Source organism: Methylobacterium sp. J-077, from assembly GCF_022829365.1.
Taxonomy (GTDB): domain Bacteria; phylum Pseudomonadota; class Alphaproteobacteria; order Rhizobiales; family Beijerinckiaceae; genus Methylobacterium.
Genome location: NZ_JAKSYJ010000114.1, coordinates 225,821 through 241,569 on the forward strand (window position 1 = coordinate 225,821; position 15,749 = coordinate 241,569).

General features: G+C 70.1%; 14 protein-coding genes. 13 read left to right on the forward strand and 1 reads right to left on the reverse strand.

Annotated elements, in window-relative coordinates:
• Positions 1 to 17: 17 nt before the first annotated feature.
• Positions 18 to 929, reverse strand: a complete 912-nt coding sequence (locus tag MKL11_RS12425) for a B12-binding domain-containing protein (RefSeq protein ID WP_243943756.1) — start codon at positions 927 to 929, stop codon at positions 18 to 20.
• Positions 930 to 1,253: 324 nt separating this feature from the next.
• Between MKL11_RS12425 and bchF the strand changes: the two genes are divergently transcribed.
• Genes bchF through puhE form a run of 13 tightly spaced genes read left to right on the forward strand, consistent with a single transcriptional unit; the run spans position 1,254 to position 15,687 of the window.
• Positions 1,254 to 1,760: a 2-vinyl bacteriochlorophyllide hydratase gene (gene bchF, locus MKL11_RS12430; RefSeq protein WP_243943758.1), complete on the forward strand. Its 507-nt coding sequence runs from the start codon at positions 1,254 to 1,256 to the stop codon at positions 1,758 to 1,760.
• Entirely contained in the window at positions 1,757 to 3,046 is a 1,290-nt protein-coding gene (locus MKL11_RS12435) for a ferredoxin:protochlorophyllide reductase (ATP-dependent) subunit N (protein ID WP_409565851.1), read from the forward strand. Before bchF ends, MKL11_RS12435 begins: the two co-directional genes overlap by 4 nt.
• Before the next feature lie 4 nt (positions 3,047 to 3,050).
• Positions 3,051 to 4,646 carry a ferredoxin:protochlorophyllide reductase (ATP-dependent) subunit B gene (bchB, locus tag MKL11_RS12440; RefSeq protein ID WP_243943761.1) on the forward strand — a complete coding sequence of 532 codons (1,596 nt, stop codon included), beginning with the start codon at positions 3,051 to 3,053 and terminating at the stop codon, positions 4,644 to 4,646.
• On the forward strand, positions 4,636 to 8,382 hold the full coding sequence (locus MKL11_RS12445; protein ID WP_243943771.1) for a magnesium chelatase subunit H: 3,747 nt from the start codon (positions 4,636 to 4,638) through the stop codon (positions 8,380 to 8,382). Before bchB ends, MKL11_RS12445 begins: the two co-directional genes overlap by 11 nt.
• A complete protein-coding gene (gene bchL / locus MKL11_RS12450) occupies positions 8,379 to 9,272 on the forward strand; it encodes a ferredoxin:protochlorophyllide reductase (ATP-dependent) iron-sulfur ATP-binding protein (protein WP_243943773.1) in 894 nt (297 codons plus the stop codon). The genes MKL11_RS12445 and bchL overlap by 4 nt, the downstream gene beginning before the upstream one ends.
• On the forward strand, positions 9,272 to 10,135 hold the full coding sequence (bchM, locus tag MKL11_RS12455; protein ID WP_243943781.1) for a magnesium protoporphyrin IX methyltransferase: 864 nt from the start codon (positions 9,272 to 9,274) through the stop codon (positions 10,133 to 10,135). The genes bchL and bchM overlap by 1 nt, the downstream gene beginning before the upstream one ends.
• Complete coding sequence (locus MKL11_RS12460) at positions 10,132 to 11,559, forward strand: BCD family MFS transporter (protein WP_243943782.1); 1,428 nt, start codon at positions 10,132 to 10,134, stop codon at positions 11,557 to 11,559. The genes bchM and MKL11_RS12460 overlap by 4 nt, the downstream gene beginning before the upstream one ends.
• Positions 11,560 to 11,577: 18 nt before the next feature.
• A complete protein-coding gene (gene puhA, locus MKL11_RS12465; RefSeq protein WP_243943785.1) occupies positions 11,578 to 12,357 on the forward strand; it encodes a photosynthetic reaction center subunit H in 780 nt (259 codons plus the stop codon).
• On the forward strand, positions 12,354 to 13,010 hold the full coding sequence (gene puhB, locus MKL11_RS12470; protein ID WP_243943786.1) for a photosynthetic complex putative assembly protein PuhB: 657 nt from the start codon (positions 12,354 to 12,356) through the stop codon (positions 13,008 to 13,010). The genes puhA and puhB overlap by 4 nt, the downstream gene beginning before the upstream one ends.
• Positions 13,011 to 13,021: 11 nt before the next feature.
• Entirely contained in the window at positions 13,022 to 13,510 is a 489-nt protein-coding gene (gene puhC / locus MKL11_RS12475; RefSeq protein ID WP_243943788.1) for a photosynthetic complex assembly protein PuhC, read from the forward strand.
• Complete coding sequence (locus MKL11_RS12480) at positions 13,510 to 13,806, forward strand: hypothetical protein (protein ID WP_243943797.1); 297 nt, start codon at positions 13,510 to 13,512, stop codon at positions 13,804 to 13,806. The genes puhC and MKL11_RS12480 overlap by 1 nt, the downstream gene beginning before the upstream one ends.
• Before the next feature lie 41 nt (positions 13,807 to 13,847).
• Positions 13,848 to 14,891, forward strand: coding sequence for a magnesium-protoporphyrin IX monomethyl ester (oxidative) cyclase (acsF, locus tag MKL11_RS12485; RefSeq protein WP_243943896.1), 1,044 nt, complete (start codon positions 13,848 to 13,850; stop codon positions 14,889 to 14,891).
• Position 14,892: 1 nt separating this feature from the next.
• Positions 14,893 to 15,687: a putative photosynthetic complex assembly protein PuhE gene (gene puhE, locus MKL11_RS12490; protein WP_243943799.1), complete on the forward strand. Its 795-nt coding sequence runs from the start codon at positions 14,893 to 14,895 to the stop codon at positions 15,685 to 15,687.
• Positions 15,688 to 15,749: the final 62 nt, after the last annotated feature.

The following is a 15,749-nucleotide window of genomic DNA, read 5'->3' on the forward strand; positions in this document are numbered from 1 at the left end:
TTGATCGGTCGACCCTTTCAGCAGGCCATGGCCCGTCTGTCCAGCAACGCTTCGGCGGTGGCTGGCGCCAGGCAGCCATCCGGCGCGCAGGCATCGGCGCCGACGATGCCGGCCTCGCCGCCGTAGCGGGCGAAGTACGGGCCGCCGACGATCACCCGGACCTCCGGGTTGCTGGAGGCGCGGCGCACCTCCGTCACCGTGCCGGACAGGGCCGGCAGGTAGACGTCGCAGGACAGCGATAGGCCGACCACGTCGAACCACTCGCTGCGCAACAAGGTCAGCGGATCGACCTCCGGCCCGGGGACCGCCGTGGTCACGTCCCAGCCGGCCTCGCGGAAGAAGCTCGCGACGATCGACAGGCCGAAATGGTGGGTCTCGCCGGGGCAGGGCAGCAGCAGCACGCTGCGGCCGTTGGCCGGCACGGTATCGTCCTCGAGCTGCGCGCAGAGGCGCCGGCTCACCGCCTGCAGCCGGCCGAGCCCCTCGGTCACGGCCAGGAAATCGCAGGCGTCGTCCTCCCAGAGCTCGCCGAGGTGGCGCGCCGCCGGGGCGAGCAGGTCGAGCAGCAGGCGCGGCAGCGGCAGCCCGCCTTCGCGCAGGGCGGCGACCTGGGCGTCGAGGTCGATCGGCCCGGGAGCCAGCAGGAGCGCGCTGAAGGCGGCGATCTCGTCCGGGCTCGGCGCCCGGTCGGCCTGGGCGCGGCGGCCGGCGGGCCGGTGGGCCAGCATCAGCCGGGGCAGGATCTCCGCCTCGACCAGGCGGGCCAGGGCGTCCGGCACCGCCTTGTCGTCGGCGGACGCGCGCGGGATGGCCTGGTGGCGGACCCGCGGTCCATCCTCGAAGGCCGAGCGGCCGTCACCCATCGCGCCGCAACCGCCGGCGACCGGCCCAGGGTCCAGACGCTCACCGAAATGCCTCCAGTCTCCCATCGGCATCCCTCCCAGAAGCGGCCCCGGCCCGGGTGGGCCGGCGGTTCCGCAAGCGCGTCGAGTGCGGCGTTGCCCGCCGGTCTTCTCAAGTCTTCGTCGCCGCAGATCCTCAGATCGAACCAGCCAAGCTACAAAAACCAAAGGCCAGCCGACGGAACGATACCCGAGTCGTCGATCTTGGCAATGACTTGGAACAAAGAAAATATGTCAAACCCGTGTCACCCCATTCAAGCGTAAAGCGCACTTGACACTTTTGGGGCTGCGGCCCTAGCCTCTGTCAACGACGGCGCTTCCAGGCGTCGCCGAGCACAGGGGAGCGGATGCATGGGTCCCGGGGACCGGCCATCACGACCGCTCTACACGTCTGCCGAACGGCACCGGCGCGACGCTTCGTCCTGGACCCTCGTGCAGGGGGTGCTGGCCCCGGTGCAATTCCTGATTTTCCTCGTGAGTCTGGTCCTGGTGCTGCGGGCGCTCGCCACCGGGCAGGGCCAGCTGGCCGCCGAGGCCTCGGTGGTGGTCAAGACCCTGGCGCTCTACGCGATCATGATCACCGGCTCGATCTGGGAGAAGGCCGTGTTCGGCCGCTGGCTGTTTGCCCCGGCCTTCTTCTGGGAGGACGTGGTCAGCATGCTGGTGCTGGCGCTCCACACCGCCTATCTCGCCGCGCTCGCCACCGGCGCCCTCGGCGGGCAGGCCCTGCTGATCCTCGCGCTGACGGCCTACGCGACCTACGTGGTCAATGCCGGGCAGTTCCTGCTCAAACTCCGGGCCGCCCGCCTGGACGGCACCGGCACGCGCCAGGCGCACTTTGCGGAGGCGCTCTCGTGAACGCGCCCGTTCCGCCCCCCGTAACCACATCCTCAGCCCCCTGCGGTGGCATCGACCTGCACCAGGAGCAAGGGCAGCGTGCGGTGTTCTGCGGGCTCACCGGCATCGTCTGGCTGCACCGGAAGATCCAGGACGCGTTCTTCCTCGTGGTGGGGTCGCGCACCTGCGCCCACCTGATCCAGTCGGCCGCCGGGGTGATGATCTTCGCCGAGCCGCGCTTCGCCACCGCGATCATCGACGAACGCGATCTCGCCGGGATCGCCGACGCCAACGAGGAACTCGACCGGGTCGTCACCCGGCTGATCGAGCGCAGGCCGGACATCAAGCTGCTGTTCCTCGTGGGCTCCTGCCCGTCCGAGGTGATCAAGCTCGACCTGTCCCGGGCGGCCCAGCGCCTGTCGGGTCGCCTCGCGCCGGTGCGGGTGCTGAACTATTCCGGCTCCGGCATCGAGACGACCTTCACGCAGGGCGAGGATGCCTGCCTCGCCGCCCTAGTCCCGGAATTGCCGCGGTCGCCCGCGGAGTCCGCCCCCTCACTCCTCATCGTCGGAGCGCTGGCCGACGTGGTCGAAGACCAGTTCCTTCGGATTTTTTCCGCTTTAGGAATCGCGGACGTCCGCTTCCTCCCGGCGCGCCGCGCTGGCGCGATGCCGGCCATCGGGCGCAACACCCGCTATCTCCTCGCTCAGCCGTTCCTGGCCGACACCGCCCGCGCCCTCGACGAGCGGGGCGCACAACGGCTCGCTGCTCCGTTCCCGCTCGGCGCCGAGGGCACCACCGGCTGGCTGCAGGCAGCGGCCGAGGCGTTCGGAGTCGCCGACGAGACATTCGTGGCGGCAACCGCCGCCGGCCGCGCCCGGGCCGAGACCGCGCTCGCGCCCCATCGCGAAAAACTCGGCGGCAAGCGGGTGTTCTTCTTCCCCGATTCGCAGCTCGAAGTGCCGCTGGCGCGCTTCCTCGCCCGCGAACTCGGCGTGTCGCTCGTCGAGGTCGGGACCCCGTACCTGCACCGGGCCCATCTCGCCGCCGAGATCGAGTGGCTGCCCGCGGGCACGCGGGTGACGGAGGGCCAGAGCCTCGACGACCAGATGGACCGCTGCCGGGCGGCCCGGCCGGACCTGACGGTCTGCGGCCTCGGGCTTGCCAACCCGCTGGAGGCGGAGGGGCTGTCGACCAAGTGGTCGATCGAGCTGCTGTTCACGCCCGTGCAGGGCTACGAGCAGGCCGGCGACCTCGCCGAATTGTTCGCACGCCCGCTCCGGCGCCGCGCCCTGCTGGAGGTGTAGGGCCATGCAGCTCACCCTCTGGACCTACGAGGGTCCGCCCCACATCGGCGCGATGCGCGTCGCCACCGCGATGACCGGGCTGCACTACGTGCTGCACGCGCCGCAGGGCGACACCTACGCCGACCTGCTGTTCACGATGATCGAGCGGCGGGATGCGCGCCCGCCCGTCACCTACACGACCTTCCGCGCCCAGGATCTCGGCCGCGACACCGCGGAGCTGTTCAAGCAGGCGGTCTCGGCTGCCTACGCGCGCTTCCAGCCGCAGGCGATGATCGTCGGCGCCTCCTGCACCGCCGAGCTGATCCAGGACGATCCGGGCGGGCTGGCCAAGGCCCTTGACCTGCCGATCCCGGTGATCCCGCTGGAGCTGCCCGCCTACCAGAAGAAAGAGAACTGGGGCGCGTCCGAGACGTTTTACCGGTTGGTCCGCGGGCTTGCCGGTGCCCCCGGACCGCGTCCCGCCCGGGAGCCGGGCCGGCGCCCGCTCTGCAATATCCTGGGCCCGACGGCGCTCGGCTTCCGACACCGCGACGACCTGATCGAGATCCACCGGCTGCTCGACAGCCTGGGGATCGACGTCAACGTCGTGGCGCCGCTCGGCGCCAGCCCGGCCGATCTCGCCCGGCTCAAGGACGCCGACTTCAACGTCGTGCTCTATCCGGAGACCGCCCGCAGCGCGGCCGAGTATCTCAAGAAGAGTTTCGGGCAGCCGTTCACGCAGGAAGTGCCCCTCGGGGTCGGTGCCACGAACCGCTTCATCGCGGAGGTCGCGGCGCTCGCCGGTATCGATCCGGCGCCGCTCCTCGACGGCCCCGGCTCGCGCCTGCCCTGGTACTCGCGCTCGGTCGATTCGACCTACCTGACGGCCAAGCGCGTCTTCGTGTTCGGCGACGCCACGCACGCGATCGGCATCGCCCGGATGGCGGCCCGGGAGCTCGGCTTCACGGTGGTCGGCCTCGGCACCTACGGACGCGAATTCGCCCGCGAGGTCCGGGCCGAGGCGGTCCTGCACGGTATCGAGGCACTGATCACCGACGATTACCTCGACGTCGAGGCCGCGATCCGGGCTGCCGCCCCGGAACTGGTGCTCGGCACCCAGATGGAGCGCCACGTCGCCAAGCGGCTCGGCATCCCCTGCGCAGTGATCTCCGCCCCGATCCACGTCCAGGATTTCCCGGCCCGCTACGCCCCGCAGATGGGCTTCGAGGGCGCCAATGTCCTGTTCGACACCCTGGTCCATCCGCTGATGATGGGCCTCGAAGAGCACCTCCTCGGGATGTTCCGGGAGGACCCGGAATTCCACGACAGCGTCGGACCGTCGCATCTCGGCGGCAACGCCCGTTCAGCCTCGTCCGCGGAGGCCCCCGAGGTCGCGGCATCGACCGCTCCGTCGGCGTCCGCCGCCCCGATCCTTCTCGACGAGCCCGTCGTGATCACGACGGCACCCTGGGCGCCCGAGGCCGAGAAAGAGCTGAAGAAAATCCCGTTCTTCGTGCGCGGCAAGGCGCGCAGCAACACGGAGAAATTCGCCCGCGAGCGGCGGCTGCCGCTCATCACCCTCGAAACCCTCTACGACGCCAAGGCGCATTATGGCCGCTAGAGCGCTCCCCGCCGGCTTGGATGCCGGCTCGGCGAAGACGGGCGCGTCGCAGCGCCGCCCGCCGATCCGCGTCGTCATCGTCACCCTCGACAACCACCTCGCCAGCGCGGTGGAGCGGGCGCGCCTGCGCCTGCGCTCCGAGATGCCGGGGCTAGTCCTCGACTTCCACGCCGCGGCCGAGTGGGACACCGATGCCGCGGCGCTCGACGCCTGCCGGAGCGACATCGCGCAGGCCGACATCGTGCTCTCGGCCATGCTGTTCATGGACGAGCATGTCCGGGCGATCCTCCCGGCGCTCGTGGCCCGGCGCGACGCCTGCGACGCGATGGTCGGCTGCATGTCGGCGAGCGAGGTGGTGAAGACGACCAAGCTCGGCCGCTTCGACATGAGCGGCACCAAGCGCAGCGCCCTGGATTTCCTGAAGAAGCTGCGCGGCAAGCCCGGTCAGCAGGGCAATGCCGGCCGGCAGATGGCCCTCGTGCGCAAGCTGCCGAAGATCCTGCGCTTCATCCCGGGCTCGGCGCAGGACGTGCGCGCCTACTTCCTGACGCTGCAATACTGGCTGGCGGGGTCGGACGAGAACGTCGCCGCCCTGGTCCGCTTCCTGGTGCACCGCTACGCCGCCGGCGCTCGCGCCGCCTGGCGCGACGGGCCGGCCGCGCCGGCGCCCCTCGACTACCCCGAGACCGGCCTCTACCATCCGCGCATGGCCGGCCGGATCGGCCAGGACCCGTCCCGCCTGCCGCGCGCGGCGGAGGCGCGCGGCCGGGTCGGGCTGTTGCTGATGCGCAGCTACGTGCTCGCCGGCAACACCGCCCATTACGACGGGGTGATCGCCGCCCTGGAGGCCAAGGGCCTCGACGTGGTGCCGGCCTTCGCCAGCGGCCTCGACAACCGTCCGGCCGTGGACGCCTTCTTCATGCGGGACGGCCGCGCCCGCATCGACGCCCTGGTGTCGCTCACCGGCTTCTCGCTGGTCGGCGGCCCGGCCTACAACGACGCCGCCGCCGCGGAAGCGATGCTGGCCCGGCTCGACGTGCCCTACCTCGCCGCCCAGGCGCTGGAATTCCAGACGATCGAGCAATGGGAATCGGGCGAGCGCGGCCTGTCGCCGGTCGAGGCGACCATGATGGTCGCGATCCCCGAACTCGACGGCGCCACCGCTCCAATGGTGTTCGGCGGTCGCTCCTCGGCCTCGGGCAGCGACAATGCCCGGGACATGCGGGCCCATCCCGAGCGGGTCGCGCGGCTGGCCGAGCGGGTCGAGCGCCTCGTCTCCCTGCGTCGCACCCCGAAGGCCGAGCGCAAGATCGCCGTCGTGCTGTTCAATTTCCCGCCCAATGCCGGCGCCACCGGCACGGCCGCGTTCCTGTCGGTCTACGCCTCGCTGCTCAACACCCTGAAGGGCCTGGCGGCGGACGGTTACGCCGTGGAGATCCCGGATAGCGTCGACGCCCTGCGCGACAAAATCCTGGACGGCAACGCCAAGCGCTACGGGGCCCAGGCCAACGTCCATGCCCGCATCCGAGCCGAGGATCATGTCCGGCGCGAACGATACCTCGCCGAGATCGAGACCCAGTGGGGTCCGGCGCCTGGGCGGCACCAGACCAACGGCTCCGACCTGTTCGTGCTGGGCGCGCAGTTCGGCAACGTCTTCGTTGGTGTGCAGCCGGCCTTCGGCTACGAGGGCGACCCGATGCGGCTGCTGTTCGAGCGCGGCTTCGCGCCGACCCACGCGTTCTCGGCCTTCTACCGCTACCTGCGCGAGGATTTTGCCGCCAACGCCATTCTGCATTTCGGCACCCACGGGGCGCTCGAATTCATGCCCGGCAAGCAGACCGGCTTGTCCGAGGCGTGCTGGCCGGAGCGGATGATCGGGGCGCTGCCCAACATCTACCTCTACGCCGCCAACAACCCCTCCGAGGGGACGCTCGCCAAGCGCCGCTCGACCGCGACGCTGGTGAGCTACCTGACCCCGAGTCTCGCCACCGCCGGGCTCTATCGCGGGTTGCTCGACCTGAAGAGCTCGATGGAGCGCTGGCGCGGGCTCGATCTCGCGGCGGTCGCCGAGCGCGAGACCCTCGCCCGGCTGATCCAGGAGCAGGGCGCCGCCGTCGATCTCGTCCCCGCCGAGCCGGCCTGGACCGGCGATCTCGGCGCCCGGGTCGCAAACCTCTGGTCGGCCGTGCAGGAACTGGAGCAGACCCTGATCCCGCATGGGCTGCACGTGGTCGGCGAAGGCGTGCCGGCGGAGGAGCGGATCGACTTGCTGCTCGCGCTGGCCGAGGCCTCGCATGGGCTGAAGCCCGACCGCGCCGCTATCGAAGCCCTCGTCGCGGGGCAGGGCGCCGAGGCGGCCTTCGCGGTCTCCGGGCTGACCGGCGATCCCGAGACGCGCGCCGCCTTCGGGGCGCTGGCCGAGACCGACGCCCTGCTTGCCCGGGACCACGAGCTCCCGGCTTTGCTGCAGGCGCTCGACGGCCGCTTCATCCCGCCAGTGGCCGGCGGCGACCTGCTGCGCAACCCGGCGATCCTGCCGACCGGGCGCAACATCCACGGCTTCGATCCGTACCGCCTGCCCTCCGCCTTCGCGGTGGCCGACGGCGCCCGGCAGGTCGAGCGCATCCTCGAGCGCTTCGCAGCCGACGGAAAACCCTGCCCCGAGAGCGTCGCCCTGGTTCTGTGGGGCACAGACAACCTCAAGAGCGAGGGCGGCCCGATCGCCCAGGCGCTCGCGCTGATCGGCGCCACCCCGCGCTTCGACGGCTACGGCCGGCTCAGCGGCGCCGAGTTGATCCCGCTCGAAACCCTCGGCCGGCCGCGGATCGACGCGGTCGTCACCCTCTCGGGTATTTTTCGAGACTTGCTACCGCTCCAGACCAAGCTCCTCGCGGAGGCGTCCTTCCTCGCTGCGAGTGCGGACGAGCCGGTCGAAAAAAACTTCGTCCGGAAGCACGCTCTGGCGATCCAGGCCGAGCAGGGTTGCGATCTGGAAACCGCGGCGTTGCGGGTCTTCTCGAACGCCGAGGGCGCCTACGGGGCCAACGTCAACCAGTTGGTCGATTCGGGAGCCTGGGACGACGATGCCGAGCTGTGCGAGACCTTCTCGCGCCGCAAGAGCTTCGCCTATGGCCGCTCGGGAAAGCCGGCGCCGCAGCGGGCGCTGATGCAGGCGGTGCTCGCCTCCGTCGACATGGCCTACCAGAACCTCGATTCGGTCGAGGTCGGCGTCACCTCGGTGGACCATTACTTCGACGGGCTCGGCGGCATGGGCCGGGCGGTGGCGAAGGCCCGCGGCGCGGCGGTGCCGATCTACATCAGCGACCAGACCCGCGGGGAGGGGCGCGTGCGCTCCCTGGAGGAGCAGGTGGCGCTGGAGACGCGCACCCGCATGCTCAACCCGAAATGGTACGAGGGCCTGCTCGGCCACGGCTACGAGGGCGTGCGCCAGATCGAATCCCACCTGACCAACACGGTCGGCTGGTCGGCCACCGCCAACGCGGTCCAGCCCTGGATCTACGAGCGGATCACCGAGACCTACGTGCTCGACCCGGCCATGCGCGAGCGCATGGCCGCCCTCAACCCCACCGCCTCGGCCAAGGTCGCCCAACGGCTGATCGAAGCCCACAAGCGCGGCTTCTGGACCCCCGACGCAGCGATGCGGGACGCCCTCGACCGGGCCGAGGAGGAACTAGAAGATCGTCTCGAAGGCGTCACCACAGGAGTCGCCGCATGAACATCGCCATCCGCAATCCGGTCGTTGCCCGGAAGGAAGAAGGCAGCCTCCAGGTCGCCCTCGACCCGGATCTGAAGATCGAGACCGCGAAGGTGTTTGCCGTCTACGGCAAGGGCGGCATCGGCAAGTCGACGACCTCGTCGAACCTGTCGGTGGCCTTCTCGAAGCTCGGCAAGCGAGTGTTGCAGATCGGCTGCGATCCCAAGCACGACTCGACCTTCACGCTGACCAAGCGCCTCGCACCCACGGTGATCGACGCCCTGGAGGCGGTGAACTTCCACTCGGAGGAGCTGCGCGTCGAGGACTTCGTGGTCGAGGGCTATAACGGCGTGATGTGCGTCGAGGCCGGCGGCCCGCCTGCGGGCACGGGCTGCGGCGGCTACGTGGTCGGCCAGACCGTGAAGCTCCTGAAGGAGCACCACCTGCTGGAGGATACCGACGTCGTCGTGTTCGACGTGCTCGGCGACGTCGTCTGCGGCGGCTTCGCCTCGCCGCTCCAGCATGCTGACCGGGCGCTGATCGTCACCGCCAACGACTTCGACTCGATCTTCGCGATGAACCGGATCGTGGCGGCGATCCACGCCAAGTCGAAGAACTACCCGGTGCGGCTCGGCGGCGTCATCGCCAACCGTTCGGCCAAGACCGACGAGATCGACCGGTTCAACGCGGCGGTGGGCCTGAAGCGGCTCGCTCACTTCCCCGACCTCGACGTGGTCCGCCGCTCGCGGCTCAAGAAGTCGACCTTGTTCGAGATGGACTCCTCCCCGGAACTCGACGCGGTCACGGCTGAGTACATGCGGCTCGCCGAGACGCTCTGGGCCGGCGAGGAGCCCTGCGAGGCCCTGCCGATGAAGGACCGCGACCTGTTCGAATTTTTGGGATTCGATTGATGGCGGGCGCAAGCTACGACACCCGCAGGGGTGAGTTGACCACCTATTTCGACCGCACTGCGGTCGAGGCGTGGTCGCGCCTGACCTCCGACGCGCCGGTGAGCCGGATCCGCGCCACCGTGCGGGCCGGACGGGATGCGATGCGCGGAACGCTGCTAACTTGGCTGCCCGCCGACATGACCGGCCTGCGCCTGCTCGACGCGGGCTGCGGCACCGGGGCGCTCAGTGTCGAGGCCGCAAGGCGCGGCGCCGAGGTCGTCGCCATCGACGTTTCGCCGACGCTGGTCGGACTCGCTCAGGCACGGCTGCCGGCGATCACCGGCCCCGGCCGGATCGATTTCCGCGTCGGCGACATGCTTGACCCGAGCCTCGGCCGGTTCGACCACGTGGTCGCGATGGATTCGCTGATCCATTACCGCGCCGCCGATATCGTCCGGGCCCTCGCGGTTCTGGGCGCCCGCACCGACGGGTCGCTGTTGTTCACGGTGGCGCCGCGCACGGCCCTGCTGACCCTGATGCATGCCGCCGGAAAGCTGTTTCCCCGCGGCGACCGCTCGCCGGCAATCCTGCCGGTGACGGAGGGTGGATTGCGTCGCCGCATTGACCGCGAAGCCGCCCTGTCCAGCTTCACCTGGGCACAGAGCCATCGGGTCAACAGCGGGTTCTACCTGTCGAACGCGATCGCGCTGACGCGCGCCGTCCGCGCCTCCCACCCACGCCCTCATCCTGAGGTGCCGGAGCGCAGCGGAGGCCTCGAAGGAGCCCTCCAGCCAGTCGCGCGATCCCTGGAGCACTCCTTCGAGGCTGCTGCGCAGCACCCTGGGATGAGGGGGATTGATGGGACGGAAGGGTCCGTCTCATGAGATCCGGCCGCGCCCTGACGAACGCCCTGATGCGCCTCGGCCCGGCGATCCTGCCGTTTGCCGATGCCGCCACCGTCGAGCTTCCGCTCGGCCGGCTGCTGCGGCTCGCCCTGTTCCAGGTCACGGTCGGGATGGCGGCGGTGCTGCTGATCGGCACCCTGAACCGGGTGATGATCGTCGAGCTCGGCGTGCCGGCCTGGATCGTGGCGGTGATGCTGGCCCTGCCGCTGATCTTCGCGCCGTTGCGGGCCCTGGTCGGGTTCCGGTCGGACACGCACCGCTCGGTGCTGGGCTGGCGGCGGGTGCCGTATATCTGGTTCGGCACCCTGCTCCAGTTCGGCGGGCTGGCGATCATGCCGTTTTCCCTGCTGATCCTGTCGGGCGACACCACCGGCCCGCTCTGGGTCGGGGACGTGGCTGCGGCGTTCGCCTTCCTGCTGGTCGGGGCCGGGCTGCACACCACCCAGACCGTCGGCCTCGCCCTCGCCACCGACCTCGCCCCCGCGCATGCAAGGCCCAAGGTGGTGGCCCTGCTCTGCGTCGCCCTGCTGTTCGGCATGATGGCGAGCGCCCTGCTGTTCGGGCTGTTCCTCGCGCACTTCTCCCCCGTTCGACTGATCCAGGTGATCCAAGGCGCGGCTCTGGTCACCATCGTGCTCAACGGGATCGCCCTGTGGAAGCAGGAGCCGCGCGCTCCGAACCGCACCCAGGCGGCCCCGGCGCGTGACTTCCGCTCCTCCTGGCACGCCTATGCGGGACAGGGGACCGCCCGCCGCCGCCTCGTGGCGATCGGGCTCGGCACCGCGGGGTTCTCGATGCAGGACATCCTGCTGGAACCCTATGGCGGCCAGATCTTGCACCTCTCGGTCGGGGCCACCACGGCGCTGACAGCGCTGCTCGCCGCCGGCGGCGGGCTCGGCCTGCTGATCGCCGCCCGCTGGCTCGGGCGCGGCGGCGACCCGTTCCGGGTCTCGGCGGTGGGCGTCGGGATCGGCATCCTGGCCTTCTCGGCGGTGGTCTTTGCCGCGCCGCTCGCCTCGGCCGACCTGTTCGCGGCGGGCGTCAGCCTGATCGGATTGGGCGGCGGCCTGTTCGCCCACGGCACGCTCACCGCCTCGATGAACCGGGCCGGCCCAGAGGATACCGGTCTGGCGCTCGGCGCCTGGGGCGCGGTGCAGGCCAGCGCCGCCGGCCTCTCGATCGCGGCGAGCGGCGTCGTGCGCGACATCGGCGGCGCCATCGCCCAGTCGGGCGTGCTCGGCGAGGGCATGAACGAGCCCGCGATCGGCTATCTGATCGTCTACCACATCGAGATCGCCCTCCTGTTCGCAGCCCTGATCGCCCTGGGGCCGCTGGTGCGGGAGGACGCGCGTGCAGCAGGGAAAGATCGGCTCGGCGGCATCCTTGCCGAACGGGCGGCCTGAGACTCGGGGAGGACAGCCATGCCAACCGGCGCCATTACGGGTTACGTCGACGTCGCCCAGGTCGTGCTCTACGCCTTCTTCATCTTCTTCGCCGGGCTGGTGTTCTGGCTGCGCCGGGAGGACCGGCGCGAGGGCTACCCGCTGGAGAACGAGATCGTCGGCCGCCGCAAGGCGCCGGACCCGGTCCTGATTCCCCGGTCCAAGGCGTTCCACCTGCCCGGCGGCGAGACGACCTACGCCCCCCCGGCGATGCAGGGCCGCAACGATATCGAGACCGGAATCCCGGCCCGCAAGGTCGAGCCCTGGCCGGGCGCGCCCTACGAGCGGACCGACACGTCGCTCCAGGCCGGCGTCGGCCCCGGCTCCTGGGTGGTTCGGCACGACGTGCACGACAAGACCTGGGACGAGGAATACCGGATCGTGCCCCTGCGGGTCGCCAAGGCCTTCGTCATTCACGAGGACGGCCCGAACCCGATCGGCATGACCGTGTTCGGCATCGATAACGGGGTGGCGGGCGTCGTCAGCGACGTATGGATCGACCGGGGCGAGTCGCTGATCCGCTACTACGAGGTCGAATTGCCCGCGGGCGGCCGCCGGCTGATGCCGTCCACGTTCTGCCGGGCCGGCGGCTTCACCAAGACTGTGAAGTCCGAGGCCCTGCTCGCCGCCCAGTTCGCCGACATCCCGGGGACCCGGGATCCCGACAGCATCACCTTCCTGGAGGAGGAGCGGATCATGGCCTATTTTGGCGCTGGCACGCTCTACGCCACCCCGGCCCGCGCGGAGCCTCTGCTATGAGCGGCGACTTCCTCCCCGAGGGCACCCCGCGCGGGCTGCCCGGCCCGCTGCCGGCGAACGAGCGCATCTTGTGGCAGGGGGCGCCGACCACCGGGGGCCTCTGGGTCCGCGCTTATCATGCCCGCCTGGTCGCCGCCTGGTTCGTTGCCTGCGCTCTGGCCTTCGGGCTCACGGCCGGCTCGCCTATCTCGGCGCTCACAACCGTCGGCCTGACCCTGCTGGTCGGCGCGGTCGGCCTCGCCCTGCTCTGGCTGTTCGCGTGGCTCACCCACCGCACCACGGTCTACACGATCACCGATCGCCGGATCGTGCTGCATGCCGGCATCGCCCTGCCGGTGACCCACAACGTGCCGTTTGCGCAGGTCGAGGGTGCGGCGTTGCGTGCCTTCACGGATGGGAGCGGAGATCTGCCGCTGCAGTTGCGGCCGGGCCTGCGCATCGCCTACCTTCAGCTGTGGCCGCATGCCCGGCCCTGGCGTCTCGCCCGGACCGAGCCCATGCTGCGTTCCGTGCCCGATGCCGAGGCGGTGGCGACGCTGCTGGCGCGGGCGATCGAGGCCCATGCCGAGGCGTCGCAGACGGTGCGGCCCATGATCGTGCCGCGTCCGCGGGCGGTCTACGACAATCCCGGCCGCCTCGTCGCGGCCGAATAGGGAGAGGCGCGATGGGCGAGCGGGCGGAGAGCGTCGGCCGGGCCACAGGCCCGGCAACCGGACCGGCACCGGCCCTGCTGATGATCGGCGCCGGCGCGCTGATGGGCTTCACCATGCTGGCCGTCCTGATCGGGCGCAGCGAGGGCATCGGCATGATCGCCCTGCCGCCGGCCAAGCCGGTCACGCGGCTTGACTTCCGCGCCGAGGACCAAGTCGACGGCTCGATCGCCCTGCGCAATGCCGCCGACCGTCAGATCGTAGCCTGGATTCGCCCCGGAGAGGACGGTTTTCTGCGCGGGACGTTGCGGGGCCTGGCCCAGGCCCGGCAGCGCGACGGCCTCGGCTCTGAGCAGCCGTTCAGCCTGACCCGCTACGACGACGGCCGTCTGTCGCTCGCCGACGACGCCACCGGCCGCCAAGTGCCGCTCGAAGCGTTCGGCCCGACCAATGCCGGGGCCTTCGCCCGCCTGCTCGCCGCCGCCAGCCCGGAGACGCGCTGATGGGCCTGTTCGGGAACCGCACCGTCACCGTGCCCTGCACGATCGAGATCGAGCAGACGCCCGAGAGCCTGCATGCGCACGTGACCCTCGATTCCGGTTTCGAGATCGAGCCAGGCGACGAAGTCCAGGTCCACGACGCGCCGACCTCCGTGCCCTACGGCGAGCGCATCACCGTGCGCCGCACCGCCACCGTTACCCGGGCCGGCCCGCTGGAGCGGGCCTGGACCAAGCTCGTCGCCCATCTCGAACTGACCGAGCTCTACGAAGTCAGTTTTTCCGAGAGGAGGAAGCTGTGAACGCTCCCGTCCCGCCGCTCTCCGGCCAGCCGGTTCCGAAAATGCCGGTCAACGAATCGACCAAGGCCGCCCAGGAGACGACCTTCCTGTCGCCCCGCTTCTACACCACCGATTTCGACGAGCTCGACCGCACCAACGTCGAGCCAGTGCGCCGGGACTGGGACCTGCTCATCGCCGAGTTGCGCGCCGATCCGAACAAGCGCCACTTCACCCGCAACGCCGATTTCGACTGCGACCTGTCGCAGATGGAGCCCGAGCTGCGGAAGGAGTTTCTGGATTTCCTGGTGTCTTCGATCACGGCCGAGTTCTCCGGCTGCGTGCTCTACGCCGAGATGCGCAAGCGCGCGAAGAACAAGGACATCAAGGAGCTGTTCGGCTTCATGAGCCGGGACGAGGCCCGGCATGCCGGCTTCATCAACGATACGCTGAAGGATTTCGGGATCGGCGTGGACCTTGGCTTCCTGACCAAGTCGAAGAAATACACGTTCTTCCGGCCGAAATTCATCTTCTACGCGACGTACCTGTCCGAAAAGATCGGCTACGCCCGCTACATCACCATCTTCCGCGAACTGGAGAAGCACCCGGAGCGCCGCATCCACCCGATCTTCAAGTGGTTCGAGCTGTGGTGCAACGACGAGTTCCGCCACGGCGAGGCGTTCGCGCTGCTGATGCGCGCCAACCCGAAGCTGACCAGCGGCGTGAACCGCTACTGGATCCGTTTCTTCCTGCTGGCGGTGTTCGCCACGATGTACGTGCGCGACCATCACCGCCCGGCCTTCCACGCCGCGCTCGGGGTCGACCCCACCGACTACGATTACAGGGTGTTCCGCATCACCTCCGAGATTTCGCGGCAGACTTTCCCGCTGGAACTCGACCTCGACAACCCGACGTTCCACGCCGGGCTGGAGACCCTGCTCGCCTGCTCCCGGGCGATCGCTGAGGCCCGGGCCCAGGGCGGCGTCCTGGGCAAGATCAAGCACGGCATCCAGGTGCTGCGCGCGGCCGCCACCTTCGTCCGGCTCTACCTGCTGCCGGTCAAGGCGAACGCCCTGCCGGCCGATATCCGTCTCCAGCCGGTCTGGTAGCATGGCGACCTACGCCGCCCCGGTCGTCTACGCGCTTCTGCTCTGGTGGTTCTCCACCGGGCTGATCCTGCTGCTCGACCACGCCCCGCGGCGCACCCATCCGTGGAGCATGGCCGGCGCGACCCTGCTGCTCGCCGGCGCTCTGGTGGCGATCCGCACCAGCAGCCAAGATACCAGCGCGACGGGGGCCTATACGGCGTTCACGGCGGCCCTGGTGGTCTGGGGCTGGCAGGAGATGAGCTACTATATGGGCTTCCTCTCGGGCCCGAAGCCGGCCGCCTGCGCGCCGGGCCTGCGTGGGCTCGACCGGTTCTTCGCGGCGCTCGCCACCAGCCTGTGGCACGAATTCGCCATCGTGATCGGCGGCCTGGCGATCCTGGCCCTGGTCTGGGGCGGGGCCAACACCATCGCGCTGTGGACCTACGGCGCGCTCGTGGTGATGAACCTGTCGGCGCGGCTCAACCTGTTCCTGGGGGTGCGCAACCTGCACGCCGAGTTCCTGCCGGACCATCTCGGCTACCTGGCCTGCTACCTCTCGCGCAAGCCGATGAACCTGCTGTTCCCGGTCTCGGTCAGCCTCGGCACCATCGCGGCCGGACTGCTCGGGCGGGCGGCGCTGAGCCCGGACCTGCTGGCGCACGAGCTGATCGGCTTCACCGTCCTGGCGACCCTGATGGCGCTGGCGACGCTCGAACACTGGTTCCTAATGCTGCCGCTGCCCTCGTCCGAGCTGTGGCGGTGGAGCCTGCCGGCGCGCGCGCCGGACGGTGCGGCGCGGCCAGGGGACAACGGCTAGATCCGACCTTCACAGCAGGATTTCGCGCGCGCACCAATTTGGAACTGGTCTCGTGCGAGATC

What these genes read in the sequence shown, in the direction of transcription:
- MKL11_RS12425 (WP_243943756.1), bottom strand. Translation starts at nt 929, where the DNA reads ATGGGAGACTGGAGGCATTTCGGTGAGCGTCTGGACCCTGGGCCGGTC.
- bchF (WP_243943758.1), top strand. Translation starts at nt 1,254, where the DNA reads ATGGGTCCCGGGGACCGGCCATCACGACCGCTCTACACGTCTGCCGAA.
- bchB (WP_243943761.1), top strand. Translation starts at nt 3,051, where the DNA reads ATGCAGCTCACCCTCTGGACCTACGAGGGTCCGCCCCACATCGGCGCG.
- MKL11_RS12445 (WP_243943771.1), top strand. Translation starts at nt 4,636, where the DNA reads ATGGCCGCTAGAGCGCTCCCCGCCGGCTTGGATGCCGGCTCGGCGAAG.
- bchL (WP_243943773.1), top strand. Translation starts at nt 8,379, where the DNA reads ATGAACATCGCCATCCGCAATCCGGTCGTTGCCCGGAAGGAAGAAGGC.
- bchM (WP_243943781.1), top strand. Translation starts at nt 9,272, where the DNA reads ATGGCGGGCGCAAGCTACGACACCCGCAGGGGTGAGTTGACCACCTAT.
- MKL11_RS12460 (WP_243943782.1), top strand. Translation starts at nt 10,132, where the DNA reads ATGAGATCCGGCCGCGCCCTGACGAACGCCCTGATGCGCCTCGGCCCG.
- puhA (WP_243943785.1), top strand. Translation starts at nt 11,578, where the DNA reads ATGCCAACCGGCGCCATTACGGGTTACGTCGACGTCGCCCAGGTCGTG.
- puhB (WP_243943786.1), top strand. Translation starts at nt 12,354, where the DNA reads ATGAGCGGCGACTTCCTCCCCGAGGGCACCCCGCGCGGGCTGCCCGGC.
- puhC (WP_243943788.1), top strand. Translation starts at nt 13,022, where the DNA reads ATGGGCGAGCGGGCGGAGAGCGTCGGCCGGGCCACAGGCCCGGCAACC.
- MKL11_RS12480 (WP_243943797.1), top strand. Translation starts at nt 13,510, where the DNA reads ATGGGCCTGTTCGGGAACCGCACCGTCACCGTGCCCTGCACGATCGAG.
- acsF (WP_243943896.1), top strand. Translation starts at nt 13,848, where the DNA reads ATGCCGGTCAACGAATCGACCAAGGCCGCCCAGGAGACGACCTTCCTG.
- puhE (WP_243943799.1), top strand. Translation starts at nt 14,893, where the DNA reads ATGGCGACCTACGCCGCCCCGGTCGTCTACGCGCTTCTGCTCTGGTGG.